Origin of the sequence: Nitrospira sp. NS4 (genome assembly GCF_049546785.1) — a bacterium.
Taxonomy (GTDB): Bacteria; Nitrospirota; Nitrospiria; order Nitrospirales; family Nitrospiraceae; genus Nitrospira_D.
Genome location: NZ_JBMWAN010000004.1, coordinates 523,384 through 538,405, shown reverse-complemented (window position 1 = coordinate 538,405; position 15,022 = coordinate 523,384). Strand labels below are relative to the sequence as shown.

The window sequence follows — 15,022 nt, the reverse complement described above, 5'->3', positions numbered from 1 at the left end:
CACAACAGGGAACTTCTGAGTGGTGAGTCGGCGCAAAAAACACCCAAGCGGAGGCGGCTCAAAAGAACTCTCCGCATTCTGGATGTCTTGGAGGGGATTCAGGCTTCCCACTCTCCTGTGGGCCTGCACACTACCCCTGCGATTGACCACGATTCCCTTGAGTGTTCCTCTCACCGGGGCCTCCGCTCAATTCCAAGATAGCCGCGAATCGCGAGCGATCAATGAGGCATGGTGACACTTCGGGCGCTGTGCCTTGCTGGGGTGCTCCTCTCCCCGCTATAGTGACAGGTCATGCGAAAAAAGACTGTATCTCATCGCGGACTGGGGGACCGTTCCCTGTCCGGAAGGGGCGGTGTGCCCTCGAACCTCTCCGGAGAGCCGTTCGCGCTCCTCGCCGCGTTTCGTGCCCTATCCTCTAATGACGTGTACACGATGGCGCCGAAGGAAGCGGTCGTGCGGGGCTTCGATTATGCCCGACAGCAGCGGTTGCAGCGCTATCTCTGGAATCAGGATCACACCACGCTGATTGCACAGGTCCAGGGGATCCGGCTGTATGCGGTTGCTTTTTCTCTCGATGAGGGGTTCCTTACGACCTCATGCGATTGTCCTGCCTGGGATCCCCGCCGGCTCTGCAAACACGTCCTCTGCGCCTGCTTCACGACCAAGCATCTGCTTTCGCCCGAGGCATTCAGGATGCCTGAATGGCAGCCGAGTCGTGCCCAAGCCCTCCGGACCGAGTTATTCGGCGATCTGCCGGCCACGAGGGAAAGCGCGCGTCCGGCGCCTGCCGGCTCGGCACGGAGCGAGGCGGTCCGTACGGACCCGCGCTATGAGATTGTGCTCGATATCCGGCAGGGGCACCCGCAGATCGTAATTCAACGGAACGGGGTGCCGCTGGCCCCGAGCTGGGCCCCGGTGCTGCCCCCGGAGCTGGTTCCGCTCTTCAATGCCTCCCGGTTCTTGTCCGGGTTCGGGGAGGATCCCCTGCGGCGCTACCTCCGACTGCGTGAAAGACGCTATCCGATCGTGTTGGAGTCCGGCCGGGGGAGCATGTCGCTGGAGTGGTGTCCGGCGGTCAAGTGCCGGAGCAGGACAGAGATCGATCTCGTCGGGGGCCGGGTCAGGATTCGCGCGCTCTGCCTCGCGGACGGGGTGCCGCTCGAACGGATGGCGCGGGTGAGAAGTTTTGTCGTCGATCTGGACGGCGGCCGGCTGCTCTATCTGGAGGACGAACGAGGCTGGGCCTCCTTCCGCTCTCTGCGGCAATGTTTCCTGGATCATGATCCGCAGGCCGATCGTCTTAACAGAGAACTCCGTGCGGTCACGTTGCCGGGCGGGACGTGGGCCGGGCGATGGACGGGCATCAACCGGGAGATGGAGTTCACGGTTTCTCAGGATGACTTTGAGGCGGCTCAGGTCGATCTCCCGCAGGGCCGGGCAGACCGGATCTTGCGCGATCTCCGGCTGAAGCTCGAAGGAATAGAGGCTCCCGTTCAGCGTCCTGCCCCGCCTTCGAAGGGCGATGCCCCCTCGTATGCCCTGATCTTGAAGCCGCCCTCCGGCGCGAAGGGGAGCCCGTCGACGGTCTGGACGCTAGTCATACGATCCCGCCTGGGGGAGACCCGGTGCGCGCCGAGCCAGTCCACGTTCGGGTTCATTCCGGCGCTGGAGCAGGGGCGCGGGATTTCCGGTTCGTTGCGCGCGCAAAAACGCAAGGCGGTCCTCTATGAGACATTCTTCCATTTGCGGGCCGTGCGCACGGCCAAGGAGCGGGACCAGCGCGTCAAAACGGTGCTGGCGCTGGAGGGCTGGACGCGCGCCGTCAAAGAGGAGGGCGCGCGGTGGCTGCGTGCCCAGCTGGCGGCCTATGCCCGGCCGGATGTGCGCTTGCAGATTCGCGCGGGCCGATGGGAGTTACAGCCCATCGACAAGGCCCGGGAGGCGTTGCTCTACAGTATTCCGCTTGAGGTGTTCGGGCCGGAGGCGTTCCGGGGCATGCGGCGTGTCGATGAACTGACACTGGACGCGGCGGCACTGTTCCGGCGATTGCCGGAGCTGTTGGACCGGCTCATGGCAGCCGGGATTGAGATGTTGTACGAGGACAAGCCGCTCCGCACTGCCCGGTGGGAGTGCGCGGTCCAGGTGGAACGCGGCGAGCGGGACGGGACCGGGATCGACTGGTTTGAAATCCGGCCGGAGATCCGGTGCGACGGGCTCACACTGAATGAGACGGAATGGCGGGCGGCCCTGTTGCAGGGAGGTCTGATCGATAGTGAACGGGGCTTGCGCGTTCTGGATCGGCAGACGCTGGAGCGGTTGCGGGCGATCCTCGACCTGACCGGCGAGGAGCAGGCGGGCCGGGAACCGTCAAAGATCGTCCGCGTGCCCCGGCTTCAGATGCTCGATTGGCTGGCGCTGCGGGAGCAGGGCATCACTGTGACGCTCCCGCCCGAAGACGAGGCGGTGCTGGCCCGGCTTCTGGGGTTCACGCGGATCGCCGCGAAGCCTCTGCCGAAGGAGTTGCATGCCACACTGCGCCCCTATCAGGAAGAGGGCTATGCCTGGCTGGCCTTTCTCTATGAACACCGGTTCGGCGCCTGCCTGGCGGATGATATGGGATTGGGGAAGACGCTCCAGGCCATCTGCCTGCTGGCCGCCATCCAGGAAGGACGGATCAAGGGGGCCCGCGGGGTGCCGGGGCCGCATCTGGTCGTTGTGCCGACGAGTCTGCTCTTCAACTGGGAACAGGAACTCGCGCGTTTTGCGCCGGGCTTGAACGTCCATACTTACAGCGGCAGCGAGCGGACGCTCGACGCCAAGGATGGCGAGGTCGTGCTCACGACCTACGGGCTGGTCCGGCGGGATATAGAGCAATTGGAGCGCATGCCGTTTCACGTCATCGTGTTCGACGAGGCGCAGGCGGTGAAGAACATCCTGGCGGACACGACGAGCGCGGTCCGCCGGCTCAGGGGGCGTTTCACGCTCGCCCTGTCCGGCACTCCGCTCGAAAACCATCTCGGCGAGTACTTTTCCGTCATCGATCTCTGCCTGCCGGGCTTGCTCGGCGACTATGACAAGTTCAAGCCGCAATTGAAGCGGGCCGAGGGGCCTCTGTTGGAGCGGTTGCTTCGCCGGACCAGGCCCTTCATTTTGCGGCGGACCAAGCCCGAGATCCTCCATGACCTGCCGCCGAAGATCGAGAGCGAGGTGTTCCTCGATTTGACTGATCGGCAAAAGGCGCTCTACCAGCAGACGGTCGCCCAGGTCCGCTCGACGATCGACGAGGCCTATGCAACCAAGTCGCCGGGGCAGGCGCAGTTTATCGCGCTGACCGCCATCCTCAAGCTGCGCCAGGTCTGTCTGTCGCCGCGTCTCCTGACGAAGCAGGACAATGAGTCTTCACCGAAGCTCAGCTTTCTGGTCGAGCGGCTGCAGGTGTTGTTGGAGGAGGGGCACAGCGCCCTGGTCTTCTCGCAGTTCACCAGTTTTCTGGATCTGGTGCAGGAAGCCTGCGTCCGGCACGGACTGCCGTATCAGCGGCTGGATGGCTCCACCGCCGCCGCCGCGCGCAAGGACCGGGTGGCGGCATTTCAGGGGGGCGAACGGCCGAGCGTGTTTCTCCTCAGTCTCAAGGCGGGAGGCCAGGGGCTGAATCTGACCAAAGCGACCTATGTCTTTCACCTGGACCCGTGGTGGAACCCGGCGGTCGAGAATCAGGCGTCGGACCGGGCCCACCGGATCGGGCAGCAGCGAACCGTCTCGATCGTGCGGATTCTCATGCGGCACAGCATCGAGGAGAAGATGATGGCGCTTAAGCAGCGGAAGCTCGATCTCTACGCCGCGGTCATGGCCGGCGCGGTGCGCGGCTCCGGGCAAGGCCTGTTGACGAAAGCCGACTTTGATTTTCTGCTCTCCCCGGGCGCCGGATGAGCCGGCGTGGCCCCATGAGACCGTTGACCGCGCGGGTTACTTCTTCTCCTTCTTCTCCTCGACCATGGTCCGGTTATGCAAACGCGTGACAAGTTCTTCGTAGGAGTCGGACCGGATGATCTTGTCGAACTGGCTGCGGTAGTTTTTTACCAGGCTGACGCCGTCGGCGATGATATCGTAGGCATACCACCGGCCGGCCTTGTTGATCAGCCGGTAATCCATCGGGATCTCGACTTTGCTGGAGACGAGTTTGGTGCGGACTTCCGCGTACGGGCCTTCAAGCCGTTCGCTCAGATACGCCACCTTTTCCCCTGAATAGCCCTCGATTTTCCCCGCATACCGGTCTGATAGAAAGGCTTTGAAGAGCTCCACAAATTCCGCCCGTTGGTCGTTTGACAAGGGGGCCCAGTGGGCGGCCAGCGCACGTTTCGACATTTCGGCATAGTCAAAGCGGGCCGCGATCACCTCTTCCAGCAGACGGCGGCGCGGCATGAGCTTGGCGGGATCCTTCAGCTTGGGATCCTCCAGGATGCGGAATACCTCAGTAAGGGTCGCCCTGACGACTTCGGTGGGGGCCTCCGTGGGTTGGATCGTGGCGCCGAACGCGAGGGCATAGGCCGACGCGAGGAGCAGGCAAAGCAAAGCAACCGTCGCCCGCGGGATGCGAGAGCAATTGCGATCCGCTTCAGGAACCGCTGGTGGCATCGAGTCGCGACCTCTTTTGTGAGCTGTTCGCTCCGGACGATGTCAGGCTATGTCCGGTCATGTGAAATCGGACAGCCCCATCCTATCAGCTAAATGCAGTCAGGGATTTGGCCCTGAGCGGTGCCCCTGGTTTTCTTGCGACCTGAAGAACTGCAACATTTTTTCGCGAGCCTGTCCAAGACAGGCGGGACAATAGGTGTGGGTGAAGAGACAATCCGTGGAGTTTGTCTTGTGGGTCTTTCGATAGGTTTTCAGCGGGACCCAGGATATGTGCCTGGGAACAGCGCTGATTTCATCGCCGACAAGTTCGCAGACACAACAGACGGGAAGCAGCGGGCGCGTTCCTGCTGGGGGGCCTCCGGAAACCTCATCCGACTGAGACATAGATTGTACGATTCCAACTTCCAATGCCATGACATCCACCTTCCAACGATCACCGAGTTGTTCATGTCCACATCCGAGTCACACGCAAGCCCTATGCCCTCGTAGCCTTGGCCCAGTTCTTTAGGAGGAATTCGGCAGCGCATGAGGTTATGGGGGAACGATGACGGTCTCCGGGGCAGCCTCTCTCAGGGCTGTGGGCAGAAGTCCTCACCTCTGACAGGGGACTGATGCAAAGCGCGACAGCATATGAGAGAGCTTTCTTGAGAAGTGGGCTGTAATCTGGGGCTCGCGAGGAGGCCTCCAATCTTCGTGATCCCGGATTTCCACACGGGTCGACTGCTTGAACGATAGGCGGTTCCCTTGTACAGTGAACAGGCATTTCAATCTCATATTTTGCTCAACTAAATTTCACTGCATTCCGCGCTGCGTCAGGAGGCACGCGATGGATCGTAACAAGTGGCTGCTGTGGGGCCTCTTTGCCTGGTATCTGGCTCTGTCAGGATGGACCGCCTATGGCCCGGTGGATCCAGAGTTTTGGGCCATCGCGAGCATTCTTCCGGCCTGCCTTGTCGTCGGATTGATCGCGGCTCACCGATGGCTGCCCTTGTCCCCGCTCTCGTATGTGTTGATCACCGTGTTTCTCAGCCTCCATACCATCGGGGTCCATTACACCTACGCCCAGGTTCCGCTGGGGGCGTGGGTGGACCAGGCGTTGCACCTGGGGCGCAATCATTTTGATCGCGTCGTGCACTTCAGCTTCGGTTTTCTCCTGGCTTATCCGATGGAAGAGGCCTTTCGACTTCTGGCCCACGCGCGGGGGTGGGTGCTGTACTATCTGCCGGTGATGACGGTTTTGGGATTGAGCGGCCTGTGGGAAATCATCGAATCCTGGGTGGCCAGTGCGGTGCATCCTGAGTTGGGGGTGACGTATCTCGGTTCTCAGGGAGATATCTGGGATGCCCAGAAGGATATGGCGGCAGCGCTTTATGGGGCCATGTTGTGCGTGACGGTGCTGGCGATTGTGCGTGGGCTCCGCAGGCCGCAGTCGATGCTGCAGGCCGAACCGGCGGTTTCAGAGTAATCCACACCACATGGAGGGTGGGGCGACAGACCAGAGCGGGACAGGGCGGGAAACCCGGCGTCTCGTTCAGGGATTGCTCCTGTGGTATGGGCTTTTCTGGATCTGTCTGGCAATTGAGCCGGTCAACCGGAGAGATTGGCTGCTTGAGAACCTGTTGGCCGTGACCGGTCTCACGCTGTTGATCGTGACCTATCGGCGCTTTCAGTTCTCTCGCCTTTCCTATTGCTTGATCGCCCTGTTCCTGACGTTACACGCCATCGGCGCGCACTACACCTATGCCGAAGTGCCGTTCGGCTATTGGCTCAAGGACATTCTTTCGTTGAGCCGGAATCCGTTCGACCGGATGGTGCACTTCGCCTATGGCGGCCTGTTGGCCTATCCATTCCGGGAATTGCTGATGCGTGTTGCCAGGGTGCAGGGGACCTGGTCCTACTATTTCTCGGTTAGCGCGATTCTGGCTCAGAGCGGTTTATTTGAAGTAATTGAGGCGATAGTCGCAGTCCTCGTGAGTCCGGAATTGGGGAACCTGTACCTAGGCACCCAAGGGGATGAGTGGGATGCTCAGAAGGACATGGCGGCAGCCTTGGCCGGGGCGCTCCTCGCCATGTCGGTCACCTTCGCGACTTCCCGGCTTCCGAACGTCAGGACGACGGATATTTCTCGATGATTTCCCCCCTCTCTTCGTTTGCCGGAGTTTCCGCTGTCGCATTTCACCACGGTCCTATTGTGTGTGGCGTAGCAAAACGCCTCTGACCTGTTCAATTCTCCCATGAAATCGAGGGTTTTCTCAGGCATACTCCCTGCTGATACTTGAGTGGAGTCTTATGATCAAGAGACTGAGAGCTGCCAGTGGGATGTTGGAACAATCCGACCCCTCCATTCTCGCCGTCTGTTCGACAGGCGGGAAGGATAGGGCGTTGTTCGAAATACAAAGCGCCTGTCCTGATTCGAACGTGTCACGTGGCACATGTCCCGAACGATCCGGGGTTGTGTTCCTTGCGGCCCTGGTGTTTGCGGGATTGATGGGCTGTGATCGGCCTCCCGACCAAACACCTGATGCCAAGACGCCTCCAGTGACCGAGAAACAGGGGGTGCTTCGTCTGACGCCGGAGGAACTGGCCCGGACGGCGATTGAGGTCGCACCGGTCGTCCGCGGTCAGCTACATGTGCCGAGGGAGTTTCCCGCCACCGTGCAATCCAACGAAAATGAACTGGCTGAAGTCACCACGCTCATCCGGGGGCGGGTGGTGAAAGTTCATGTGGATGTCGGTCAGGACGTCAAGAAAGATACCCTGCTGGCCATGCTCCACAGTACGGATCTCGGTGTGGCCGAGGGGGCGTATCTGAAGGCCAGGGCCAAGCTGCATGAAGCGGAACTTGCGTACGAGCGGGCCAAAGACTTGCACGAACACAAGGCGGTGAGCCTGGCCGAGCTGCAGCGGCGCGAGGCCGAAATGAAGACGGCGCGGGCCGATGCCCGCGAGACGCAGAACCGCCTGGAACTGCTCGGCGTTCCCCGGGAGGAAGTCGTGCGGCTGGATCGAGAGCATACGATCAAGGCCGACGTGCCGCTGCGCGCGCCGTTCGACGGCCGGGTCATCATGCGCAATATCACGAGAGGTGAGGTGGTCGAAACCCAGCAGAAGCTGTTCACGGTTGCCGATCTTTCAGATGTGTGGGTGGTTGGCAACGTGCCGGAAAAGGATGTGCAATTTATCCGGAAGGATCAGAAGGTCGATGTCATTGTGTCCGCCTATCCCCATGCCATCTTTTCGGGAACGATCACCTATATTGGAGACGTGCTCGATCCGGCGACCCGCACAATGAGGCTGCGGGTGACGGTGCCCAACCCAGATCGGCTGCTGAAACCCCAAATGTTCGCGACAGTCCGTGTCTATGGGGCGCCGACTCCGGATGCCCTGACCATCCCGCTCTCAGCCGTCCACAACGGGTCGACCGGCAACATGGTGTTTGTGCAGCGGGGGATGAACGAATTCGAAGCGCGGACGGTTACGCTGGGCACGGAGCAGGGAGAGATAGTGACGGTGGTAGATGGGCTGAACGAGAGGGAGCAGGTGGTGACGAAGGGCTCCTTTGTCCTCAAGTCCGAGATGGAACGGCACAAAATCGAGCCGGCACCATGATTGCGTCTCTTCTGGAATTTTCCCTGCGGCAACGGATTCTGGTCCTGGGATTGGCCTGTCTGTTTTCGGTCGCCGGCCTCTTCGCCTTTCAGTCTATTCCCATCGACGCCTATCCCGATGTGACGAATATCCAGGTGCAGGTGTTGACCGACGCGCCGGGACTGTCGCCGGTCGAGGTCGAACGGTTCATCACCTATCCTCTCGAACTCCAGATGACCGGCCTGCCGGGTCTCGCGGAAATCCGCTCCCTCTCCAAATTCGCGCTCTCCCAGATTACGGTGGTGTTCAACGACGACGTCGATATCTACTTTGCGCGCCAGTTGGTGCTCGAACGGATGATGGCGGCGAAAGAGCGATTGCCGGAGGGGCTCGATCCGGTGATGGCCCCCGTCAGTACCGGGTTGGGCGAGGTCTATCAATACTACGTCGAAGGGCCCCATGCGACCACGACCGATCCGAAGATCGCCGAAACGGAGCTGACCGACCAGCGCACGCTCCAGGATTGGGTGCTGCGCCCATTGCTTAAGGGTGTGCCGGGCGTGATCGATGTGAACGGCATGGGCGGTTTCGTGAAACAGTATCAAGTCCTGGTCGATCCGGCCAAGCTGCGCAAATTCGACCTGACGCTCCACGACATCTACGACGCGGTGGCGAAGAACAACGCCAATGCCGGCGGCAATGTGCTGGAGCGGCATGCCGAGCGCGCGATCGTCCGGGGCCTGGGCTTGATCAAGGGCCTGCCCGACATCGAATCCATCATCGTGAAAGAGTCCGGCGGCACGCCGGTGTTTGTGCGCGATGTCGCGGAAGTCCGCATCGGACACGCGGTCCGCCACGGCGCGGTGGTGCTCAACGGCGAGCGGGAGGTCGTCACCGGTACGGTCCTCATGATCCGTGGCGGCAACGCGCGCCAGGTGGTTGAAGCGGTCAAGGCCAAGGTGGAGGATCTACACCAGAACCACATCCTGCCGGCGGGGACGAAGATCCTGCCCTACTACGATCGTATCGAACTGGTCACGGCGGCCATCGACACGGTGCGGGACGCCTTGATCGAAGGGATCGTGCTGGTTGTGTTCGTATTCTTTTTCTTCCTGGGCCACGTCCGCAGCGCGATCGTCGTGACGGCCACCTTGATCGTCACTCCGCTTGTCACGTTTATCGTCATGGAACGGTTCGGGCTCTCGGCCAACCTGATGACGCTCGGCGGACTCGCCATTGCGATCGGCGAGATTGCGGACGGGTCGCTGGTCGTCGTTGAAAACGTCTATCGCCATCTGGCCCAGAACAACAGCGAGGTGAGGAAAAGCAAGGTTGAGGTCATCCTCCATGCCACGAAGGAAGTGGGCCGACCGATCCTGTTCGGCATTTTGATCATCAGCGTCGTCTTCCTGCCGCTCATGACCCTTCACGGCATGGAAGGGAAGATGTTCGCGCCGCTGGCCTACACGCTGGTGATCGCGCTCCTGGCTTCGGTGGTGGTCACCCTGACGTTGTCGCCCGTCCTGGCGTCGGTCATGCTGCGCGGAGACCATCCGGAGGAAACGCGCCTGACCCGCTGGATGAAGCAGCGGTATGAACCCGTGTTGCGATGGGCGCTCCAGCGTCGTGCGCTCGTCCTGGGCGGCTCGACTGCGATCGTGGTGGGGAGCCTCGCGCTTGTACCGTTCGTCGGGCGGGAGTTCATGCCCCTTCTGGAAGAAGGCGCATTGACGCCTCAGATCGTCCGGCTGCCGAGCGTGTCGCTTCCCGAGTCCATCGAGATTGAGAAGCAGGCCCATAAGGCGATGCTGGAGTTTCCCGAAGTGCGGATGGCCGTGAGCAAGATCGGCCGGCCCGACATTGCCTTTGGACCGGAAGAGCCGAATGAGAGCGACCCGATCGTGTCCCTCACGGATCGGAGCACGTGGAAGACCGCGACCACTCAGCCGAAGTTGACCGATGCCATCAGAAACAAGCTGGCGGAGATTCCCGGCATCTCCGTGCTCATGAGCCAGCCGATTCAGGAGCGGGTGGACGAGCTGATCTCCGGCATCAGGACCGAGTGCGCGATCAAGCTCTACGGGGGGGATCTCGACGTGTTGCATGACAAGGCGGAGGAGATTGCCGCCTTGATGCAACAGATCAAGGGCGTCAAAGATGTCAAAGTCGAGCAGATTGCCGGGCAGCCGTATCTCACTGTGGATATCGACCGGCAGAAGATCGCCCGCTTCGGCATCAACGTAGCCGACGTGCAGGAGATTATCACTACCGCCATCGGCGGCAAACCGGCGACCCATGTCTACGAAGGTGAGCGGCGGTTCCAATTGATTCTCCGGTTTCCTGAACCGCAACGCAACAGTGTCGCGACTATCGGGGAGATTCGGGTCAAGGCGGCGTCCGGCGCGCTGATCCCGATGAGCGAGCTTGCCACGATCGAGATGCGGGAAGGGCCGCTCCGTATCAGCCGCGAACAGGTCACGCGGCGCATTTATGTCGGCTTCAACGTGGTCGGGCGGGACATCGGCGGCGTCGTGGATGAAGGGCGGAAGAAGCTGGCGGCGCAGATTCTCTTACCGGAAGGGTATCGCGTGACCTGGGGCGGGGCCTTCGAGAACATGGAGCGGGCCAATGCGCGGTTGTTGATCGTCGTGCCGATCACGCTGGGGCTGGTGTTCTTCCTGCTCTTCTGGGCGTTTCACTCGCTCCGGTACGCGACCTTGATCATCCTCAATCTTCCCTTCGCCCTGATCGGCGGCGTGGTGTCGCTCTGGCTCTCCGGTCAATACTTAAGTGTGCCGGCGTCGATCGGGTTCATCGAACTGTTCGGCCTGGCGGTGGGGAACGGGATCGTGCTGGTGTCCTATATCAATCAGCTGCGCCATGAAGGGAAACAGACGGATGAGGCGATCGTCACGGGTTGCAGCTTGCGGCTGCGCCCGGTCGTCATGACCATGATGACGACCCTGCTGGGTCTGTTGCCGTTGGCGCTCGCCCAGGGGATCGGGGCGGAAGTGCAGCGGCCGCTTGCGACGGTGGTGATCGGCGGGTTGTTCACGTCGACCGCCCTCACGCTGGTGGTGTTGCCGGCCTTGTATCGATGGTTTGCGGAGAGGGAGGCGGGGAAGGAATATGCGCCGGAATGGGTGTAAGGGGAAGGAGAGGGCAGCTGAAAGGGTGAACAGGTTCGGTGGCGATATCATGCAAGTGAACTCGATCAGCCTGTCTCCGGGGCAGTCGGCGCCTGCTCCTATAAAACTGCGCCGAAACGGCGTAATGTCGTCGCAGGCGATCTGATATTGCTACTGAGCACTGTGTCCTGCGATGTTGCCACCGAACCTGTTCACTCTTTCAGCCTTAGGAGTAGGAAGAGAGGGATGGGATGGAACGACGAATGGTAGAAGGAGCATGATATCTGTATCGGGTGAATCGAAAGGCTCCAATGATTGTTGTGAGAGAGGAACGTAGGGATGTCGCAACAGCAGGTTGAGCCGCATATGTTTGTCATTATCGGTGCGACGGGTGATTTGACGCGCCGGAAACTGCTGCCTGCGCTGTATCATCTGCGGGATCAGGGGATACTGGAAACTCGCAATACGCTGATCGTCGGGGCGGCGTTGCCCGAGATGGGCGAAGAGGGGTTCCGGCTCTGGGCGTTTGAAGGCCTGCAGAAAGCCGGCTGGCACAATAATACGGAGCTGCGCGCCTGGTGCGACGAGTGTCTTCACTACCAGACGGTGCATGAGGGGGCCGTCCAGGATTACGAGGCGTTGGCCGGGTATATTCGCCGGTTGGAGCGCACCCACAACATGCCTGAGAACCGGGTGTTCTATCTGGCCCTGCCCCCTGATACGGTGCCGATCGCGATACAGCGGCTCGATCAGGCGGGGCTGCTCAAGAGTCGTGGGTGGGTCCGCGTCGTGTTTGAAAAACCCTTTGGCCACGACTTTCACTCGGCCCAGCATCTGAATACGACACTGCATCACTATATCGACGAATCCCAGATTTATCGCATTGATCATTATCTCGGCAAGGAGACGGTGCAGAATCTCCTCGCATTCCGCTTCGCCAATCCGATTTTCGAATCGCTGTGGAACCGCGACCGCATTGAGAATGTGCAGATCACCGTGGCTGAAGACCTCGGCGTCGAGCATCGCGGGGCCTACTACCAGCAGGCCGGGGCGCTCCGCGACATGGTCCAGAACCATCTGACCCAACTGATGACCGTGGTCGCGATGGAAGTGCCGGTGTCGTTCGATGCGGGGGCGATCCAGAGTGAAAAACTCAAAGTGCTGCATTCCATCGCGCCGATCACTCATGAGGATGCGGTATTCGGTCAGTACAGCTCGTGGCAGATTGCGGGTCAGACGATTCCGGGCTATCGCGAGGAACCCGGCGTGCCGAAGGACTCGGACACGGAGACGTATGTCGCCCTGAAAGCGGAGATTCAGAATTGGCGCTGGAAGGGCGTGCCGTTCTACCTCAGGACCGGGAAGCGCTTCCCCAGAAAACTCACGCAGGTGGCGGTCATCTTTCGCGAGGCCCCCACGCAGGTCTTTCGGTCGCTCGATCCGGGAAGCATCGCCTCCAACAAGCTGCTCATTACCCTGCAGCCGAGCGAAGGGTTCTCGCTCTGTTTTTCCGTGAAGAGCCCGGGGCGGCCGTTCCGCCTGAGCGATCATGCGCTGCAATTCGACTATCAGAAATCCCTCGGCCAGTTGCCCGAAGCCTACGAGACGCTCCTGCGTGACGTGATGATCGGGGATCAGACGCTCTTTGTCAGCGCGGAATTTACCGAAACGGCCTGGCGGCTCTACACTCCCCTGCTGACCGGCGATCGCACCGTGTATCCCTATACGGCCGGCACCTGGGGGCCGCGCGAGGCGGATGCGCTCGTCGAACGGTATGGACATCAATGGCAGTTAGGCTGGTGAGGGGGAGTGCGGCTGGATGAGCGGTGCCCGGTCTGGTTGCGCCATGATGCGCGGATGGCATGGTGACGGTTAGGGCATGTGTTTGTGAGCCGAGTGCGCCTCTGAAGCTGCGATGGAGCATCGCAATGTCGGCGCACATCGGCGTCATCTTGGCTTTCCTGGTGGCAATGTCCGCCAGGGCACAAACCAGCCCGCACCTCCGCTCATCCAGCCGCCTGAGTGAGTGTGAGGAGGGAGGATAAAGTATGCATGACAAAGCAGGGATTGCTTTTATAGATCTATCCCGATGAAAGGAGCCGGTATGACAGAAGCGGCAGGGCAACGTGTCAGTGAGTACATGCATCGCCAGTTGGAGGCTGTGCCGCAGGAGGCGACGGTGGTGGCGACGGCGGGGCGCATGCGGGAGCAGGGCCTGAGTTCCATTCTGGTGGAATCGCTCGATCGCCAGGGCAAGGACTGCCGCATGGTCGGCATTATCACGGAGACGGATCTGGTTCGGAAGGTCCTGGCGCAAGGGCTCGATCCTGCGCGAACCACCGCCGGGCAGGTGATGGCCAGTCCGTTGCTGACGATCGCGCCGGATCGTCCGATGCTGGACGCCAGTCATCTGATGGAGACGCACAAAGTCCGCCACCTCGCGGTCGCGGAGGGGAACGACGTGGTCGGGTTGATCTCCGCGCGGGATTTGGTCCGGCACTTCGTCGAGGCGGAAACCGGCCCGGCCCGGGAATTGGAGAATGTTTATCGCCCCTTGAGCGTGCTGATGCGCACCGCCCTGGAGACGATCGAGAGCGGCGAGACCGTGGCGGCGGCGGCGACCCGCCTGGTGGAGAAACACATCGGCTCCCTGTTCGTCATCGAGGCCGGCGAGATGGTGGGGATTGTTACGGAAAGCGATCTGGTCCGGAAGGGAATTGCCTATCAACTGGATGCCAGGACGGTCCGTGTCGGATCGCTGATGAACTCCCCGCTGCTCGACATCGATATCAACCGGACGATTCGCGATGCCAGCGATCTCATGGCCCGGAAGCGGGTGCGCCACCTGGCGGTGACAGAGAATGCCAAGATTGTCGGGGTGCTCTCCATCCGGGACCTGATCAAGATGGTATCCATCAGAGATCGGCCGGAGTTCCTGCGCAGGGCGTGAGGCGCTGCGGACCGGCCGCCCCGTTGGACACGGCGAGTACGATCCTTGACCGCTGCGTCCCTGTCGCGCGGCTTCGGCCGCCGGTCCCCGACGCTTGACTCATCGATGAAGCGGGGTGTTTGCTATAGCGTCACCCGGAGGTCGCTATGAAGCCGGGGTAGGCCTCTTCTTACCGTTCACGTGTTCCCCCCTCTCTTCTAGTGTCGTTGCGCCCTTGCCGGTCCTGTGCCCGCGAGGGCGTTGTTGTGTTTCCCACGTTCAGCAAGGAGGTTGGCTTATGAAGACCTCACACATCATATACGCGACGCTCGTGCTTGTGATCGGGACTGTCTCAGGGGCTGCCGCCAATCCGGCGATGCTGCCGCAACATCACGGGTATCCTATGGGCAAGGCGGTTGATCCGGTGAACGGGCAGTCGTTGGCAAATGATCCGGGACAGATCAATGCGACCGGTGAGAAATGGTTGTTCGAGGCTGCGTCGATTGATGATCCTCACGTGATGCAGAATCTGTCCATCAATGATCATGACGGACGGATCCTGGAAAAACCGGGCGCCGGCCTCCTGCCGAAAGTGCAGGGTCCGAATATCATGATTGAACCGCCGGTCAAAGAAGGGACGAAGGTGAATGCGTCTCCGCAGTGAGGACCGGTGAGGGCGCGATGAACGACCGGGCCGGGCTCCGGGGCATCCTGCGTCCGGAGTCCGGCTCTGGGAAAGGGT

At 61.1% G+C, this 15,022-nt stretch carries 9 protein-coding genes; 8 read left to right on the top strand and 1 reads right to left on the bottom strand.

Annotated features, from left to right (window positions below):
* The first annotated feature begins 354 nt into the window (after nucleotides 1–354).
* Nucleotides 355–3,930 (top strand): SNF2-related protein, encoded by a 3,576-nt coding sequence (locus ACO9S2_RS14395; protein ID WP_423723068.1) that lies wholly within the window; start codon nucleotides 355–357, stop codon nucleotides 3,928–3,930.
* A gap of 36 nt (nucleotides 3,931–3,966) precedes the next feature.
* Here the strand turns inward: ACO9S2_RS14395 and ACO9S2_RS14390 are convergent, their stop codons facing one another.
* The gene (locus tag ACO9S2_RS14390) at nucleotides 3,967–4,635 is read right to left on the bottom strand and encodes an MlaC/ttg2D family ABC transporter substrate-binding protein (protein WP_423723067.1); all 669 of its coding nucleotides are present in this window, start codon (nucleotides 4,633–4,635) and stop codon (nucleotides 3,967–3,969) included.
* Between the two features lie 826 nt (nucleotides 4,636–5,461).
* Between ACO9S2_RS14390 and ACO9S2_RS14385 the strand changes: the two genes are divergently transcribed.
* The 7 genes from ACO9S2_RS14385 to ACO9S2_RS14355 all read left to right on the top strand — a co-directional run bounded on the left by ACO9S2_RS14385 (nucleotide 5,462) and on the right by ACO9S2_RS14355 (nucleotide 14,944).
* Complete coding sequence (locus tag ACO9S2_RS14385) at nucleotides 5,462–6,100, top strand: DUF2238 domain-containing protein (protein ID WP_423723066.1); 639 nt, start codon at nucleotides 5,462–5,464, stop codon at nucleotides 6,098–6,100.
* Nucleotides 6,101–6,110: 10 nt separating this feature from the next.
* Nucleotides 6,111–6,767, top strand: coding sequence for a DUF2238 domain-containing protein (locus ACO9S2_RS14380; RefSeq protein WP_423723065.1), 657 nt, complete (start codon nucleotides 6,111–6,113; stop codon nucleotides 6,765–6,767).
* Between the two features lie 286 nt (nucleotides 6,768–7,053).
* Complete coding sequence (locus ACO9S2_RS14375; protein ID WP_423723064.1) at nucleotides 7,054–8,244, top strand: efflux RND transporter periplasmic adaptor subunit; 1,191 nt, start codon at nucleotides 7,054–7,056, stop codon at nucleotides 8,242–8,244.
* Nucleotides 8,241–11,372 carry an efflux RND transporter permease subunit gene (locus tag ACO9S2_RS14370; protein WP_423723063.1) on the top strand — a complete coding sequence of 1,044 codons (3,132 nt, stop codon included), beginning with the start codon at nucleotides 8,241–8,243 and terminating at the stop codon, nucleotides 11,370–11,372. The genes ACO9S2_RS14375 and ACO9S2_RS14370 overlap by 4 nt, the downstream gene beginning before the upstream one ends.
* A 318-nt stretch (nucleotides 11,373–11,690) precedes the next feature.
* Entirely contained in the window at nucleotides 11,691–13,154 is a 1,464-nt protein-coding gene (zwf, locus tag ACO9S2_RS14365; RefSeq protein WP_423723062.1) for a glucose-6-phosphate dehydrogenase, read from the top strand.
* A gap of 301 nt (nucleotides 13,155–13,455) precedes the next feature.
* Nucleotides 13,456–14,301 (top strand): cyclic nucleotide-binding/CBS domain-containing protein, encoded by an 846-nt coding sequence (locus tag ACO9S2_RS14360; RefSeq protein ID WP_423723061.1) that lies wholly within the window; start codon nucleotides 13,456–13,458, stop codon nucleotides 14,299–14,301.
* Between the two features lie 277 nt (nucleotides 14,302–14,578).
* Nucleotides 14,579–14,944 (top strand): hypothetical protein, encoded by a 366-nt coding sequence (locus ACO9S2_RS14355; protein ID WP_423723060.1) that lies wholly within the window; start codon nucleotides 14,579–14,581, stop codon nucleotides 14,942–14,944.
* Nucleotides 14,945–15,022 lie beyond the last annotated feature (78 nt).